The following is a 14,446-nucleotide window of genomic DNA, read 5'->3' on the forward strand; positions in this document are numbered from 1 at the left end:
GTGATTAGTGAAGTAGCAACCGAAGGACCACAGAAGGAGGGGTTATGACGTTGCGAGTTGTTCCTGAAGGCCTGGCGGCGACGAGTGCGGCGGTGGAGGCGCTGACGGCGCGGTTGGCGAGTGCGCACGCGGCGGCCGCCCCGGCGATCACCGCAGTGGTGCCGCCCGCGGCGGATCCGGTGTCGCTGACGACCGCTGCCGGATTCAGCGCCCGGGGTCAGCTGCACTCCGTGGTGGCCGCCGAGGGTGTCGAGGAGCTGGGCCGCGCCGGCGTCGGCGTCGGCGAAGGCGGGGCGAGTTATCTCGCGGGTGACATCGCCGCGGCCGTCACGTACGGCGTCTGACAATGACCGCGCCTATCTGGATGGCGTCTCCGCCGGAGGTGCATTCGGCGTTGCTGACCGCTGGACCGGGACCGGGGCCGCTGCTGGCGGCCGCCGGTGCGTGGACCTCGCTCAGCACCGAATATGCCGACGCGGCAGCCGAACTCAGTGGGCTCCTGGGGGAAGTGCAAGCGGGGTCGTGGGAAGGGCCGACCGCCGAGCAGTACGCGGCCGCGCACATCCCGTATCTGGCGTGGCTGATGCAGGCCAGCGCCGACAGCGCGGGGGTGGCCGCCCAGCACGAAGTCGCGGCGGCGGCCTACACCGGCGCCTTGACGGCCATGCCGACGCTGGGGGAGCTGGCCGCTAACCACATGATCCACGGTGTGCTGGTGGGGACGAATTTCTTTGGTATCAACACGATTCCGATCGCGATCAACGAAGCCGACTACGCGCGGATGTGGGTCCAGGCCGCGACCACGATGAGCACCTACCAGGTGGTGTCGGAAGCGGCACTGGCCGGGGCGCCGCAGACCGACGCCGCGCCCAACGTGCTGCGCCCCGGTGCTGAGACCAACAACTTCTCGACGCTGGCCCAGCAGAGCGACTCGGACTCCGGCAACTGGTGGGAGAACCTCCTGCGGCAACTGCAGCAGTTCTTCCAGAACCTGAACGACATGATTCAGCAGTTCATGCAGAATTTGGGGCCGTTCCTGGTGGCAAACGGGCCGCTGTTGTTTTTCCTCGCCTATCAGCTGGTCACCAACCTGCTCGGCTGGCCCACCTGGGGCGCGATTCTGGCCGCACCGCTCCTGATCCCCCTGGTCATCGGCATCGGGGCCTACCTCTACTTGCAGAATCCGCAGGACCTGCCCGAGGTTCCGGGCGCGGTCGCGGTCGCGCCGGTATCGCCCTCGCAGAGTTCATCCATGCCGCCGGTGGCAGCCATGGCCCCGCCGGCTCCCACACCCGCGTCGGCTCCCGGGTCCGCACCCGCCGCGCCCGCCACCGCGGCGACCGCGCCGGCGCCCGCACCGGCCGCCGGAACGTTCGGCTACCTGGTGGCCATGGGAGGCGATCCGGAAACGGGCTTCGGCCCCACCCTGGGTGGCCGCGGCGGGATCAAGGCGCCGGCCGCGACCATCCCTGCGGCCGCCGCAGCGGTACCCGGCCGCGCGGCCGCGGCGCGACGACGCCGGCGGGCCGCGATGCGCGATCACGGTGACGAATTCCTCGACATGAACGTCGACGTCGATCCCGACTGGGGTGGCGCCGAGGAAGTCGCGGCCGCAATGGCTTCGGGCAGTGGGGCCGGACGGCTGGGGTTTGCCGGAACCGCGCGCAAAGACGCGGATCTGCAGGCCTCGGGACTGACCGAGCTGGCCGGCGACGAGTACGGCGGCGGCCCGCGGATGCCCATGGTGCCGGGAACCTGGGACCGCGACGGCGCGGGCCCGGATGAGCCCGATCAAGCGGGGGGAGGGGGCTCCGAAAGTTAACAGTAGCGCAGCCAATAGCCGAAATCGTAAGGGACAGAAGAGAAAGGAAATGTCATGAGTCTTCTGGATGCTCACATTCCACAGTTGGTGGCCTCGCAGTCGGCGTTCAGCGCCAAGGCCGCCCTGATGCGCAGCACGATCAACGGGGCCGAGCAGGAAGCGATGGCCGCCCAGGCATTCCACCAGGGTGAGTCTTCGGCTGCGTTCCAGGCCGCGCATGCCCGGTTCGTGGAGATGGCGGCGCGGGTCAACACCCTGCTGGACATCGCCCAAGCCAACCTTGGTGACGCCGCGGGCACCTATGTGGCCGCCGACGCTGCCGCCGCGTCCGGCTACACCTCGTTCTGAGCCGACCACCAGTAACCGCGAAAGGACTTGAGATGTCGCAGATCATGTACAACTACCCGGCGATGCTGAGCCACGCCGCCGACATGTCGGGCTACGCCGGCACGATGCAGGGCCTCGGCGCCGACATCGCCACCGAACAGGCCGCGTTGCAGAACGCCTGGCAGGGTGACACCGGTATGACCTACCAGGTCTGGCAGGCTCAGTGGAATCAGGCCATGGAGGCGTTGGTGCGCTCTTACCAGGCGATGGCCAGCACGCACGAAAACAACACCCTGGCCATGTTCGCCCGCGACACGGCCGAAGCCGCCAAGTGGGGCGGTTAGTCCCGCATCGATGAGTGTCGAGCCCAATGCCGTCGAGCTGACGGTCGAAAACGCATGGTTCATCGCCGAAACCATTGGAGCGGGCAGCTTTCCATGGGTTTTGGCGATCACGCCGCCCTATCGCGATGCCGCGGAGCGTGACGCGTTCTTCAAAGATCAGAAGGACGAGTTAACCCGGATGGGTTTGATCGAACCCGACGGGGCCGAATCGGGAAGAGTGAACCGGGCGGTCGCCGACTGGATCAAGTTGGTGTGTTTTCCCGACCAATGGCTCGATTTGCGCTACGTGGGCCCGGGCGCGGCCAGCGGTGCCGGCGAGTTGCTGCGCGGTGTGGTCGCGCGGCGCGCCGGTGCCATGGGCAAGACCGTCGTCGCGCTACGCAGCGCGCAGCTGGTCACGTTCACCGCCATGAATATCGGCGACGCGCGGGCACTGGTTCCGGTCCTCGGTGTGGGGCTGGGCCAGCGTCCGCCGGCGCAGTTCGCGGAATTCAGCACGCCGGCGCGTGTCGGAGCCCGCGCCGACGAACGGCTGCGCTCCGGTGCGCTGCTGACCGAAGTCCTTGACTACCTTGGCATTCCGCAATCCGCCCGGGCAGTTGTGGAATCCGTATTCACCGGCCCGCGTACCTACGTGGAGATCGTCGCCGGTTGCCATCGTGACGGTCAGCACGCCACCACCGAAGTCGGTATGAGCATCGTCGACACCACCGCGGGCCGGATCCTGGTCAGTCCGTCCCGCGCGTTCGACGGTGAATGGGTCTCGACGTTCAGTCCGGGAACCCCGTTTGCGATTGCCGTCGCGATCGAGAACTTGACCGCCTGCCTGCCCGACGGACACTGGTTCCCCGATCAGCGGCTGTCGCGAGATCTATCCACCCAATACGCCTCAAACACAACAAGATAGAGAGAGAACACGATGTACCAGGCTGATTCGAGGGTCCGTTGACCTCCGGTGCCGTCATGCCGATCGTTCGCGTGGCCATCCTCGCGCACAGCAGGCTGACAGAAGTTGCCCTGCCCACCGAGCTGCCGCTGCGTGAAGTCCTGCCCGCAGTGCAGCGGCTGGTGGTCCCGACGGCACAGAACGGTGACGGCGGTGACCCTGACAGTGCGCGCACCGGCGCCGTATCCCAACTGAGCCTGGCACCGATCGGGGGAGCGCCATTCAGTCTGGATGCCAGCCTGGATACCGTCGGCGTGGTTGACGGGGATTTGCTTGCGCTGCAGCCGGTTCCGTCCGGTCCGGCCGCGCCCGGCATTGTCGAGGACATCGCCGACGCTGCGATGATCTTCTCGACGTCGAGGCTCAAGCCGTGGGGCATCGCGCAGATCCAGCGTGGGGCGCTGTTGGCGGCGATCCTGGTGGCCTTCCTGGCCACGGGACTGGGAGTGACCTACCGGGTCGCCACCGGCACACTTGCCGGCCTGGTCGCGGTCAGCGTGATCGCGGCAGTGACCGCGATCGCCGGTTTGTTTGTCACGTTACGTTCGGAACGCACCGGGCAGGCGCTGTCGGCCGCCGCACTGGTGCCCATCGCCGCTGCCCTGGCATTGGCGGTGCCCGGCACGTTCGGGGCCGCGCAGCTGGTGCTGGCCGCGGCCGGTGTGACCGCGTGGTCGTTGATCGTGCTGATGGTGCCGACTACCGAGCGGGAACGCATTGCCGGTCTCTTCACTGCGACCGCGGTACTCGGGGCCGGTGTATTACTGGCCGCGGGTGCCGAACTGCTTTGGCAACTACCGATATTGACCATCGGTGCCGGACTGATCGTGGTCGCTGTGCTGGTCACCATCGAGGCGGCACAGCTGTCCGCACTGTGGGCACGCTTCCCGCTGCCGGTGATCCCGGCACCCGGGGATCCGACTCCGTCGGCACCCGCGCTTCGGGTGCTCGAGGACCTGCCGCGGCGGGTGCGCATCGGGGACGCTCACCAGAACGGCTTCATTGCCGGCGCGGTGCTGCTCAGTGTGCTGGGATCGGTGGCGATCGCGCTGCGACCCGAATCGTTGAGCGGCTGGGGCTGGTACGTGCTGGCCGCCACCGCTGCGACTTCCGTGCTGCGTGCCCGCGTGTGGGATTCGGCCGCGTGCAAGGCGTGGCTGCTGGCTCAGCCGTTCCTGGTCGCCGGCATCCTGCTGGTGTACTACGCCTCGACCGGACGCTTCCTGTCCGCATTCATTGCGGCGGCGGTGCTCGTCGTGCTGGTGTTGGCGTGGGCAGTGGTGGCACTCAACCCCGGCATCGCCTCACCGGACACCTATTCGCTGCCGCTGCGCCGCCTGCTGGGCTTCGTCGCGACCGGCCTGGACGCTTCGCTGATTCCTGTCATCGCCTACCTGGTCGGCCTCTTCGCCTGGGTGCTCAATCGATGATTCGTGCCGGATTCGCCTGCCTCACAGCGGCGTTGGTCTTCTCGCAGACCATTGCGCCGTGGGGCTGTCCACAGGCATCGGCGATCAGCCAGCCCGTGGTCGACCCGGGCGTGCAGCCGCCAAGCGGGGCTGCGGGACCGGTGCAGCCGATGGAGCAGCGCGGGCCCTGCGCCGCCTCCGGCGTCATCGGCGGCAGCGACCCCACGGCCGTGACGCCCAGCCAGGCGATGCTGAATCTACCTGCGGCATGGCAGTTTTCCCGCGGCGAAGGTCAGCTGGTGGCGGTGCTCGACACCGGGGTGCGGCCGGGACCCCGGCTGCCGAATGTCGATCCCGGCGGCGATTTCGTGGAGACGACCGACGGCCTGACGGACTGCGACGGGCACGGCACCCTGGTCGCCGGGCTCGTCGCGGGCCAGCCGTCCGGCGAGGACGGCTTCTCGGGCGTCGCGCCCGCGGCCCGCGTGCTGGCGATCCGGACGGGGTCGGGCAAGTTCTCGCCACGCTCACCGGGCGGCGACCCGATGGTGGCGCGGGTGTCCCTCGAGGTCGCGACGCTGGCCCGGGCGATCGTGCACGCGGCCGACCTGGGCGCGCGGGTGATCGATATCTCGCAGGTCACCTGCATGGCGGCCGACCGGCCCGTCGATCAGGCCGCGCTCGGTGCGGCGATCCGCTTCGCGGCGGTGGACAAGGACGCGGTGATCGTGGCGGCCGCGGGCAACACCGGGTCCACCGGCTCGGTCGGCGGCGGAATGTCTTGCGAGTCAAACCCGCTCACCGATCTCGCCCGCCCCGACGATGCGCGGAACTGGGCGGGTGTCACGTCGGTGTCCATTCCGTCGTACTGGCAGCCCTACGTGCTGTCGGCGGCGGCCCTGACCGCGGATGGGCAGCCGTCGAAGTTCACCATGTCCGGGCCGTGGGTCGGTGTCGCGGCCCCGGGCGAAAAAATCGTGTCGGTGAGCAACCGCGACGGTGGCGGCCTGGCCAACGGCCTGCCCGACGACCATCAGCAACTGAGCCCGCTCAGCGGCACCAGCTACGCGGCTGGCTACGTGTCAGGCGTGGCGGCGCTGGTCCGCAGCAAGTACCCGACCCTGTCCGCGACCGAAGTCGTGCGCCGGATCACCGCGACCGCCCACAACGGCGCCCGGGCGCCGTCCAACGTCGTCGGCACCGGCAGTGTGGACCCACTGGCAGCGCTGACCTGGGAACTGCCCGCGAGCACCGGACCGGCTGCGACGCCGGCCAAGCCGGTCGCCGTGCCCCCGGCACCGGCGCCGAAAGACAACACCGGCCGGACCGTCGCGTTCGCCGGGACCGCCGCACTGGCGATGATTGTCGCGGCGGTTGCAGCCGCGGCCGCGATCGTCGGCGCGCGCCGACGGAAGGAGACCACCTCGTGAGCTCGATCCCGATCCCGGGGAGCGCCCGAATCACCCTGGCGGCATTGGCGGTAGTGCCCGCGGTGCTGGCCTACCCCTGGCACTCGACTCGCGACTACTGGCTGCTCGGCATCGCCGTTGTGGCAGTGATCGTGTTGTTCGGCTGGTGGCGCGGACTGCACTTCACCACGATTCTGCGGCGCCGGGTGGCCATCATGAGCCGCCGTTCCAACCCGACCGGCGAAGCCGACGCCCAATCCGTGGTTGCCGCAAAGACAACCGCGTTGGTGCGCATCGGGCCGTCCAGCGCCGACGACGCCGTGCTGCCGCTGCAGTTGATCGCCCGATACCTGGACCGCTACGGCATCCGTGCCGACAAGGTCCGTATCACCAGCCGCGACAACGCATCCGACGTGTCGCGACGTGAGACGTGGATCGGTATCACGGTGTCGGCGGCCGACAACTTGCCGGCGCTGCAGGCACGCTCCTCGCGCATCCCGCTGCATGAGACCGCCGAGGTGGTCGCGCGACGGCTTGCCGACCACCTCCGCGAGATCGGTTGGGAGGCCAACACCGTCGCGCCGGATGACGTCCCGCGGAGGTTGACGGCCAACGCCCGCGAGAGTTGGCGTGCGGTGCAGCGTGGCACCTCGGATTTCGTTGCCGCATATCAAATCGCCGTCGATGCTGGCCTGCCCGCGGCGCTGGAGGCCATCCGGTCGCATCCGGCCCGCGAGACGTGCATCGCGCTCGAAATCGCGCGCTCGGGTGAGCAGGACACGGTCGCGGCCGCGTGTGCTTTCCTCACCGATGCGCCCCCGGCGGGCACGCCGCCAGTGGACGGACTGAGCCCGCAGCGCGGCAACCAGGCGCCGGCGCTGGCGGCGCTGGATCTGTTGTCCACGCAGCGGCTTGACGGTCACACCGCGGAGCCCGACGGCCTGCTGGCGACGTTGGATTGGCCGACGCCGGTGAGCGGCGCGCACCGCGCGGTGCGCGCCGAGGCGGCTAGTCCAGCATAAAACCGTTCAGGAAGCTGGTCATCCGCCTCAGGTAGTCCAGCTGGCTGGTGTGCAGTACGTGACTGCCCGGAAACCAGTGCAGCGCACAGCGATCCCAGTGCTCCCACAGCATGACGGCCTGTCCCGGGGGAGCCATCCGGTCGGCGAGGCCGGTGATGATCATCCGCCGGTCCTTGGGAAGCTGCGGCTGGTAGTTCAGCGGGCAATGGTAGGCCAGCCCCGCGTTCAGGTCGTCGCGGGTGATGCTGGACAACGCAAGCCCCAGGCCGACCAGCTTGTTGGCCGGGAACCACTGGTCGAACATCGTCACCGGCGTGACGACCGGGCAGTTGGGGATGACGGCCTCCAGCCGGTCGTCGACGGAGGCCAGCAGCGCGCTGGTGTAGCCGCCCAGCGAAAGACCGGTCAGCGCAATGCGTTCGACGCCGGTGTGCAGCAAATAGTCGACGACGGACCGGAAGTCGTGCACGGCCTGGGCCATCGATTCGGCGAAGCCGCCGAGCCCGCCGGCGAAGTAACCGAAACCGCTGAACGGCGAGCACTTTTCGGCACGCTGGCCGTGGAATGGCAACGTAAAAAGCAAGACGTCGTAGCCGGACCGGTAGTACCACGGCATCGAGAAGAAGCGGCCGTTGGCCAGATACGACGACCCCATGAAGCCGTGGATCACACACAGCGTGGGACGTGGCCCGTCGTCGTGGCGCCAATGCTGGGCGCGCACGATGTTGTTGGACTGCAACGCATTCCATCGCTCGCGCATCGCGGGATTGATCGCGGTGAAGCTGCTGGGGAACGAGATGTTGTCGACGGTGCCGCGCGCGATCCATCGCGCGAGCGGGCCGGCGGGCCGCGACGATACCCGGGGCAGTTCGGTCGGAGCCGGGAATGACTGCGCCGGATCGTGCTCGGCGGCCAGCTCGGCGTAGAAGTTCAGGTTGGCGCGTTCGCTCCCGGACTTGCTGTGGCGCAACGTGGTGGCCACCACCGCCGGCGCGGCCGTCACGGCCAGCAGTGATGACACCCACGTGCGCAAAGCGACGTCGCCGGCGGCGCAGGCTGCGACCACCCCGCGTTCACGCGGCGGCAACGCCGACAGCGGTGGCAACCCGTCGGCACCGGGCGGTACATCGGCGCCGGGAACGTCGGGAACAGGAATGGGCGGATCGATCGGATCTGTGTCGGGCCCCACGAGTGCCGATGCTATCCCGGTCCAACGGCCGATCCAGGCCATTTGACCCGATTCCGGGGCCACTCGGGCGCCACGGGGGCACGATGCGGTAATACGGTTTTGTCTATATCGCCGACCAGCCACGGCGTTGATCAGGAGGACCGACATGTGGGATCCAGACGTCTACCTGGCATTTGCAGACCATCGCGGCCGTCCGTTTTATGACCTGCTCTCGCGAGTGGGGGCCGAACGGGCGCGGCGGGTGGTCGACTTGGGCTGTGGACCCGGCAACTTGACGAAATACCTCGAGAAGCGCTGGCCAGGCGCGGCCATCGAGGCGATGGACACCTCGCCGGAGATGGTGGCCGCCGCCCGGGAACGCGGGATCGATGCCACGGTTGCGGACGTACGGGACTGGAAGCCGAAACCCGACACCGACGTGGTGGTCAGCAACGCCGCGCTGCATTGGGTTCCCGAACATGCCGACCTGCTGGTCCGGTGGGCCGGGCAGCTGCCGGATCGGTCGTGGATCGCGGTGCAGATTCCGGGTAACTTCGAAACCCCCTCGCATGCCGCGGTGCGGGCCGTGGCGCGGCGCGAGCACTACGCAAAGACGCTGAAAGACATACCGTTCCGGGTCGGCGCGGTGGTCCAGCCGCCGGCGCATTACGCCAATCTGCTGATGGACGCGGGCTGCCGGGTCGATGCCTGGGAGACGACCTACCTGCACCAGCTGACCGGGGAACACCCAGTGCTGGAATGGATTACCGGCACCGCGCTGGTTCCGGTGCGCGAGCGCCTCGACGACGCGGGCTGGGATCAGTTCCGCGAGGAGCTCATCCCGCTGCTCGACGACGCCTACCCGCGGCGGGCCGACGGCACGACGATTTTCCCGTTCCGTCGGGTATTCATCGTCGCCGAGGTCGGCGGCGCGGCCGCGGGGTAGCGGCCGGCTACTCTTCGACGCCGCGGTCGGCGGCGATCGCCGACCGGTTCGCCGGTGTCGTGTGATGGATCTGTAGATACGTTTCGGTATAGCGCATCGCTATCCGGGTACCGGCGAAGTCCGAGGGGATTACGTCGCCGGTGCGTTGACGCCAATCATTAAGGCGGACAGCCAAATCCGCGGCGATCGCATCCATTCCCGGATCGCCGTCGGCCAGTAGATTGGTGGTCTCGGTGGGATCGGTTCGCAGATCGTACAGTTCGCGCTGCGGGCGCGGTGATTTAACGAACGGGGCGACCGCTATCCCGGACGGACTCTCTTCGATGTCCCACGGCAGATCCAGCAGCGGGCGCGGCACGTAGTTCTCGATGTAGCTGTATTCCTTTGTGCGGATTGCCCGAATCGGATCGAACGAGTCGTGATACGTCTTCATCGTGTATACCTGCTCACGCACCGGGTCGGCCGGCGTATCGGGTGCGAGCAGGGCGTGGGCGTGCGAGACGCCCTCGATCTCGGCGGGCACGTCGAGGCCCAGTAGCTCCAGCAACGTCGGAACCAGGTCGACGCCGCTGAACAGCTCTTCGTAGACCTGGGGTGCCGCGGCCCGGTGCGAAGAAGTGGGCGGGCGGATGAGCAGCGCGATGCCGGTTCCGGCGTCGTACAGCGTGGATTTCGCCCGGGGAAAGGCCGGGCCGTGATCGGTGAAGAACACCACCCAGGTGCTGGCGTCCAGGCCCGTCTCGGCCAGGGTGTCCACGATCCGGCCGACCGCGGCGTCCGCGGTGCTGATCGCGCCGTAGAAATCGGCGAGATCGCCGCGCACCTCAGGCGTGTCGGGCAGGTAGTCCGGTAGATCGACGGCCGCGCTATCGGCCGGTTCGTAGCGATCGCGCGGGTAGGGGCGATGGGTCTCGAAGAATCCCGCCGTCAGCAGGAACGGCTGTCCAGCCCGCGCCGCGGCGTCGTTGCGCAGCCAATCCTGCACCCCGTCCACCACGTAGTCGCAGTAGGAGTTCGATACGTCCACCTCGTCGAAACCCAGCCGCTTCGGGTAGGACGTCTCGTGCTGCATACCGAAAAGCGCTGAGTGCCAGCCTGATTCGGACAGGATTTGGGGAAGGGTCTGGACGCCGGCGCGGTATTCCCAGCCGTGGTGGGCCAGGCCGACCAGACCGTTGCTCTGCGGATAGCGACCGGTGAACAACGAGCCGCGCGACGGTGTGCACAACGGAGCGGTGGCATGGGCCCGGGTGAACAGAATGCTCTCCCTGGCGAGCTGGTCCATGCGCGGGCTGCTGACGTCCGGGTGGCCGTAGGCACCGAGATAGCGTCCGAGGTCGTGCCAGTGCACGATCAGCACGTTGTCGCCGGTCACTGCCACCTCCCTACCATGCCTTGCCGACCGGCGACGATACCGCAGACGCCTGCCAAGAATCTGGGCGCGTCACCACATACCCGTGCGCCGAACGTGCTCTGAGGGCGGTTTTTCCGCGGGTTTCTATCCGTGAGTGCACGTTCGGCGCGTGGGTATGCCAAAGTCGCCGATCCCGCGTCACGCCGGCTGGGACGGGACCGTGCTGGCCGCTGCGGTGTCGGGCCCCGGCCGGGTGTCCGGCGGCTGAGTCCATCGGTTCTCGGAGACGAACTCCGCGAGCGGTCGTGCATGCGTCCAGCCGTCGAGCTCCAGCGCCGGCCGGTCGGGGAAATCGGGCACCGGGCCGACGCACAAGATGGCCACCGGCTCGGCATCGGCGGGCATGCCCAGCAACTCGGCCAGGGGTTGCGGATCGAACAGCGAGACCCAGCCGACGCCGAGACCTTCGGCCCGGGCCGCCAGCCACAGGTTCTGAATCGCGCAGGACACCGACGCCAGATCCATCTGCGGCAGCGTGCGCCGACCGAAGATGTGGACGTCGCGTTTGTCGGCCAGCGCCACCACCAGCAGCTCGGCGCATTCGAGAATGCCTTCGACCTTGAGCCGCAGGAACTCCGCGCCCCGTGGTCCCAGCGCTGCTGCGGTGCGCGGACGTTCCTCGTCGACCAGGGCGTGGATGCCGCGGCGCACCGCGTCATCGGTGATCCGGATGAAACGCCACGGCTGCATCAACCCGACGCTGGGCGCGGCGTGCGCGGCCTGCAACAAGCGGGCCAGCACCTCCTCGGGCACCACGGCACCGGGCACGAACCGGCGCATGTCCCGCCGTTCGGCGATCACCCGGTACACGACGCGACGATCCTGCGCGCTGAACGCGTGCTCGCTCACCGCGCCGTCGGAGTATTCGCCGGAGGAGAATGGCATTAGCGTCAATGTATCGCGCAGTCCCACAACACCACCAAGGGAGCGTGCAGTGAAATATTCCGACGTGCTCGATCAGCTGCCCGCCGACCGCCAGCCGGGGCGGGTCTACGGCGCGCCCTTCGAGACCACCGACGGTGCCACCGTCATCACGGTCGAAAGGCCGGTCGGCGTCTTCGTCATTCGTGAGGGCCGGGCAACCTGGGTGCCCGCCGTCAACGCCAATCGCGTCGCGCTGATCGGAGTGCTCACCGGCCTGCTCGCCGCGGTCATCGGCAGCCTCGCGGTGCTCCGCCAGCCGCCGTGGCCGCTGATGACGATCACGGAGAATAGGTGACGCCGACCGCGCGGACGATGCAGTCCGGCGCCATGTCGAACGTCAACGAGCGCGCCGGCAGCCCGCTGAGCACATCCGCCGGAATCGCGGTCTTGTAGAGCAGCGACAGTTCGCCGCTGAACTTGTCGTCGACCCGCGCGACGTCGACGTGTACCTCCATGCCGCCCGCCGAGATCTCGGCCCGGGCCGTGCCGGTCCGCGGCGCATCCCAGGGCACGTCGACGGTCGCGCCGGCCAGTTTCGGCAGCATCGACAGCGTCGCGAGTACCCGTTGCCGGGTGAGCGCCAGCGAGCCCGTGTAGTAGGCGACGCTGTGCGGCAACCGCACACCGGGGATGGTGCCGCTGAACCGCCTGGTCACCGGGACGTAGTCAGCAAGGTAGAGCAGGCCTTCCGCTTCGACCTGAGCATGCAGGTCCTCGGGTAGCTTGCCGATACCGAGCAACCTGCGGACAAAGACCGCCATGACGCCAGTATGACGCGCAACCGGGCCGGGTCCACCAATCCGCATGGTGATCCTGGTATCGCTTAGGGGTGACCCGCCCGCGAGCCTGGATGGCCCCGTCTGCCGCTCTCGTGGCCGTCGCGGTCTATGCACTGATGTGGGTGGGCTACCTCCAGGAGTGGGGCTGGCTGCACCGGATCGATTGGTCGCTGTTGAACGCCTCGCACGACGCCGCGGTCAAGCAGCCGGCGTGGCTGCGGTTCTGGGGCGCGGTGACGAATGCGTTGGGGCCGGTCCCATTGCGGGTGCTGGACACGGTCGCGGCGGCGGCCGCGTTGGTGCGGCGTGAGGTGCGCGCGGCGCTGGTGCTGGTGGCCTGCGGGCTGCTGAACGGCTTGGTGACGCAGGCGGCCAAGAGCCTGGCGGATCGTCCGCGGCCGTCGACCATGCTGGTACCCATTGCCCAGACGTCGTTTCCCTCGGGGCACGCACTCGAGACGACGGCGTCCCTGCTCGCCCTGCTGGCCTTCGTCATGCCGATGATGAGCGTGACGCTGGGTCGAATCGCGATGACGCTGACCGCGATCATCCTTGTGCTGGTGGGCTTTTCGCGGGTTGCCTTGAACGTGCATTACCCGTCCGACGTAGTCGCCGGCTGGGCACTGGGATACCTATACGTCCTGGTGTGTCTGGCAGTGTTTCGTCCTAAGCCGCTGCCGCGGTGGGCCTTTCGTTGATCACGGCGCCGTGACCCAACCGGAGCTAAAGCTTGACTTGACCCTGAGGTTGGCGTCGCCTGACGATGGAATGCATGCATCGATTGCTAGCTTCGCTGTGTGCTGTGGCGTGCTGCGTGTGGGCATCGCTGCTACTCGCGCCGACGGGAAATGCCGCTCCAACGGGCAACCCGCTGGCCGGGACGCCCTGGTTCGCGAATCAGGTTGGCAATGCCACACAAGTGGTTTCGGTTGTCAGCACTGGCGGCTCCAACGCGACCATCGACATCTACCAACGCACCGCGGCCGGCTGGCAGGCGCTGCGCACCGGCGTTCCGACCCACGTGGGTTCGGCGGGAATGGCGCCGCAGGCCAAGAGCGGGGTGCCGGCCACCCCGACGGGCGTGTACAGCCTCGACGCCGCGTTCGGCACCGCCCCGAACCCCGGTACCGGGTTGCCCTACACGCAGGTCACCGGACCCAACTACTGGTGGAGCGGCGACGACCACAGCCCCACGTTCAACTCGATGCAGATGTGCCAGAAGGCGCAGTGCACGTTCAACACCGCCGAGAGCGAGAACCTGCAGATCCCGCAGTACAAGCACGCGGTCGTGATGGGCGTCAACAAGAACAAGACCCCGGGTGGCGGCGCCGCGTTCTTCTTCCACACCACCGACGGCCAACCCACCGAGGGTTGCGTCGCGGTCGACGATGCTCAGCTGGTGTCGATCATGAAATGGCTGCGGCCGGGCGCAGTCATCGCAATCACCAAGTAGCGCTCAGTCGACGGTGGCGATGGCGCGACCGGGCTTGAGCGTGAAGTTCATGCCCTCCAAGGACATCGTGGCGTCGTAGGTCCGGTCGTAGCCGGTACCGCAGATCTTCCAGCCGGCATCGGTGCGCCGGTAGGTGTCGCGGTAGAAGGCGGCGCCGATCAGCATGAAGTTCAGGTCGGCGACGATCACCCGGTCCTGCAGATACCAACTGCCCGTTGCGGTGTCGCCGTCGAGGACGATGTCCGGATGCGTCACCCGGTGTTCGGTGATGACGTTCGCGGGCAGCGACGTCCGCATGTACTCGACCAAGTCGGCGCGGTTGGTGAAGTGCAACTCGTTGCCGATCGACGGCCCGTAGTCGGCCTTGATGTCTTCGGCCAGGGTGTCGTTGAAGTCGTCCCAATGCTTGGTGTCCAGCGCGCGCAGATACCGGTATTTGACTTGCTTGATGGCTTCGATGTCGGCCAGATCGTCGAGGGTCAT

Annotated in this window: 17 protein-coding genes; 12 read left to right on the forward strand and 5 right to left on the reverse strand. The window is 68.0% G+C overall.

Annotated elements, in window-relative coordinates; genetic code table 11:
* The first annotated feature begins 44 nt into the window (after positions 1 to 44).
* The 8 genes from ACAG21_RS24955 to eccE are packed head-to-tail and all read left to right on the forward strand — an operon-like array spanning position 45 to position 7,279.
* Positions 45 to 344: a PE family protein gene (locus ACAG21_RS24955; RefSeq protein WP_370498938.1), complete on the forward strand. Its 300-nt coding sequence runs from the start codon at positions 45 to 47 to the stop codon at positions 342 to 344.
* A 2-nt stretch (positions 345 to 346) separates the two neighbouring features.
* A complete protein-coding gene (locus ACAG21_RS24960; protein ID WP_370498939.1) occupies positions 347 to 1,822 on the forward strand; it encodes a PPE family protein in 1,476 nt (491 codons plus the stop codon).
* Positions 1,823 to 1,876: 54 nt separating this feature from the next.
* Positions 1,877 to 2,170: a type VII secretion system protein EsxG gene (gene esxG / locus ACAG21_RS24965; RefSeq protein WP_096284045.1), complete on the forward strand. Its 294-nt coding sequence runs from the start codon at positions 1,877 to 1,879 to the stop codon at positions 2,168 to 2,170.
* A 32-nt stretch (positions 2,171 to 2,202) separates the two neighbouring features.
* Entirely contained in the window at positions 2,203 to 2,493 is a 291-nt protein-coding gene (locus ACAG21_RS24970) for a WXG100 family type VII secretion target (RefSeq protein WP_025736523.1), read from the forward strand.
* A 10-nt stretch (positions 2,494 to 2,503) separates the two neighbouring features.
* Positions 2,504 to 3,400: an ESX secretion-associated protein EspG gene (locus tag ACAG21_RS24975; protein ID WP_370498940.1), complete on the forward strand. Its 897-nt coding sequence runs from the start codon at positions 2,504 to 2,506 to the stop codon at positions 3,398 to 3,400.
* 56 nt (positions 3,401 to 3,456) lie between these two features.
* On the forward strand, positions 3,457 to 4,869 hold the full coding sequence (gene eccD, locus ACAG21_RS24980; protein ID WP_370498941.1) for a type VII secretion integral membrane protein EccD: 1,413 nt from the start codon (positions 3,457 to 3,459) through the stop codon (positions 4,867 to 4,869).
* The gene (gene mycP, locus ACAG21_RS24985; protein WP_370498942.1) at positions 4,866 to 6,278 is read left to right on the forward strand and encodes a type VII secretion-associated serine protease mycosin; all 1,413 of its coding nucleotides are present in this window, start codon (positions 4,866 to 4,868) and stop codon (positions 6,276 to 6,278) included. Before eccD ends, mycP begins: the two co-directional genes overlap by 4 nt.
* Positions 6,275 to 7,279, forward strand: a complete 1,005-nt coding sequence (gene eccE, locus ACAG21_RS24990) for a type VII secretion protein EccE (protein ID WP_370498943.1) — start codon at positions 6,275 to 6,277, stop codon at positions 7,277 to 7,279. Before mycP ends, eccE begins: the two co-directional genes overlap by 4 nt.
* On the opposite strand, the gene ACAG21_RS24995 is transcribed toward eccE, so the two are convergent.
* The gene (locus ACAG21_RS24995) at positions 7,266 to 8,468 is read right to left on the reverse strand and encodes an alpha/beta hydrolase family protein (RefSeq protein WP_370498944.1); all 1,203 of its coding nucleotides are present in this window, start codon (positions 8,466 to 8,468) and stop codon (positions 7,266 to 7,268) included. The two genes, eccE and ACAG21_RS24995, sit on opposite strands and share 14 nt — an antisense overlap.
* 145 nt (positions 8,469 to 8,613) lie before the next feature.
* Between ACAG21_RS24995 and ACAG21_RS25000 the strand changes: the two genes are divergently transcribed.
* A complete protein-coding gene (locus tag ACAG21_RS25000; protein WP_370498945.1) occupies positions 8,614 to 9,393 on the forward strand; it encodes a trans-aconitate 2-methyltransferase in 780 nt (259 codons plus the stop codon).
* Positions 9,394 to 9,400: 7 nt separating this feature from the next.
* On the opposite strand, the gene ACAG21_RS25005 is transcribed toward ACAG21_RS25000, so the two are convergent.
* Complete coding sequence (locus ACAG21_RS25005) at positions 9,401 to 10,774, reverse strand: sulfatase (protein ID WP_370498946.1); 1,374 nt, start codon at positions 10,772 to 10,774, stop codon at positions 9,401 to 9,403.
* Positions 10,775 to 10,945: 171 nt separating this feature from the next.
* The gene (gene bluB, locus ACAG21_RS25010; RefSeq protein ID WP_370498947.1) at positions 10,946 to 11,692 is read right to left on the reverse strand and encodes a 5,6-dimethylbenzimidazole synthase; all 747 of its coding nucleotides are present in this window, start codon (positions 11,690 to 11,692) and stop codon (positions 10,946 to 10,948) included.
* 49 nt (positions 11,693 to 11,741) lie between these two features.
* On the opposite strand from bluB, the gene ACAG21_RS25015 reads away from it, so the two are divergent.
* A complete protein-coding gene (locus ACAG21_RS25015; protein WP_370498948.1) occupies positions 11,742 to 12,026 on the forward strand; it encodes a hypothetical protein in 285 nt (94 codons plus the stop codon).
* On the opposite strand, the gene ACAG21_RS25020 is transcribed toward ACAG21_RS25015, so the two are convergent.
* Positions 12,010 to 12,492, reverse strand: a complete 483-nt coding sequence (locus ACAG21_RS25020) for a hypothetical protein (RefSeq protein ID WP_370498949.1) — start codon at positions 12,490 to 12,492, stop codon at positions 12,010 to 12,012. The genes ACAG21_RS25015 and ACAG21_RS25020 overlap by 17 nt on opposite strands.
* 68 nt (positions 12,493 to 12,560) lie before the next feature.
* Between ACAG21_RS25020 and ACAG21_RS25025 the strand changes: the two genes are divergently transcribed.
* Both ACAG21_RS25025 and ACAG21_RS25030 read left to right on the forward strand, forming a co-directional pair.
* Positions 12,561 to 13,208, forward strand: a complete 648-nt coding sequence (locus ACAG21_RS25025) for a phosphatase PAP2 family protein (protein ID WP_370498950.1) — start codon at positions 12,561 to 12,563, stop codon at positions 13,206 to 13,208.
* A gap of 74 nt (positions 13,209 to 13,282) precedes the next feature.
* Positions 13,283 to 13,963, forward strand: coding sequence for a L,D-transpeptidase (locus tag ACAG21_RS25030; RefSeq protein ID WP_370498951.1), 681 nt, complete (start codon positions 13,283 to 13,285; stop codon positions 13,961 to 13,963).
* A gap of 3 nt (positions 13,964 to 13,966) precedes the next feature.
* Here the strand turns inward: ACAG21_RS25030 and ACAG21_RS25035 are convergent, their stop codons facing one another.
* Positions 13,967 to 14,446: a nuclear transport factor 2 family protein gene (locus ACAG21_RS25035; RefSeq protein WP_370498952.1), complete on the reverse strand. Its 480-nt coding sequence runs from the start codon at positions 14,444 to 14,446 to the stop codon at positions 13,967 to 13,969.

This window comes from Mycobacterium sp. pR1184, assembly GCF_041287235.1.
GTDB lineage: Bacteria > Actinomycetota > Actinomycetes > Mycobacteriales > Mycobacteriaceae > Mycobacterium.

Bases quoted from the DNA above. Each gene is read 5' to 3' on its own strand.
- ACAG21_RS24955 (WP_370498938.1), top strand. From the start codon at position 45: ATGACGTTGCGAGTTGTTCCTGAAGGCCTGGCGGCGACGAGTGCGGCG.
- ACAG21_RS24960 (WP_370498939.1), top strand. From the start codon at position 347: ATGACCGCGCCTATCTGGATGGCGTCTCCGCCGGAGGTGCATTCGGCG.
- esxG (WP_096284045.1), top strand. From the start codon at position 1,877: ATGAGTCTTCTGGATGCTCACATTCCACAGTTGGTGGCCTCGCAGTCG.
- ACAG21_RS24970 (WP_025736523.1), top strand. From the start codon at position 2,203: ATGTCGCAGATCATGTACAACTACCCGGCGATGCTGAGCCACGCCGCC.
- ACAG21_RS24975 (WP_370498940.1), top strand. From the start codon at position 2,504: ATGAGTGTCGAGCCCAATGCCGTCGAGCTGACGGTCGAAAACGCATGG.
- eccD (WP_370498941.1), top strand. From the start codon at position 3,457: ATGCCGATCGTTCGCGTGGCCATCCTCGCGCACAGCAGGCTGACAGAA.
- mycP (WP_370498942.1), top strand. From the start codon at position 4,866: ATGATTCGTGCCGGATTCGCCTGCCTCACAGCGGCGTTGGTCTTCTCG.
- ACAG21_RS25000 (WP_370498945.1), top strand. From the start codon at position 8,614: ATGTGGGATCCAGACGTCTACCTGGCATTTGCAGACCATCGCGGCCGT.
- bluB (WP_370498947.1), bottom strand. From the start codon at position 11,692: ATGCCATTCTCCTCCGGCGAATACTCCGACGGCGCGGTGAGCGAGCAC.
- ACAG21_RS25020 (WP_370498949.1), bottom strand. From the start codon at position 12,492: ATGGCGGTCTTTGTCCGCAGGTTGCTCGGTATCGGCAAGCTACCCGAG.
- ACAG21_RS25030 (WP_370498951.1), top strand. From the start codon at position 13,283: ATGCATCGATTGCTAGCTTCGCTGTGTGCTGTGGCGTGCTGCGTGTGG.
- ACAG21_RS25035 (WP_370498952.1), bottom strand. From the start codon at position 14,446: ATGACCCTCGACGATCTGGCCGACATCGAAGCCATCAAGCAAGTCAAA.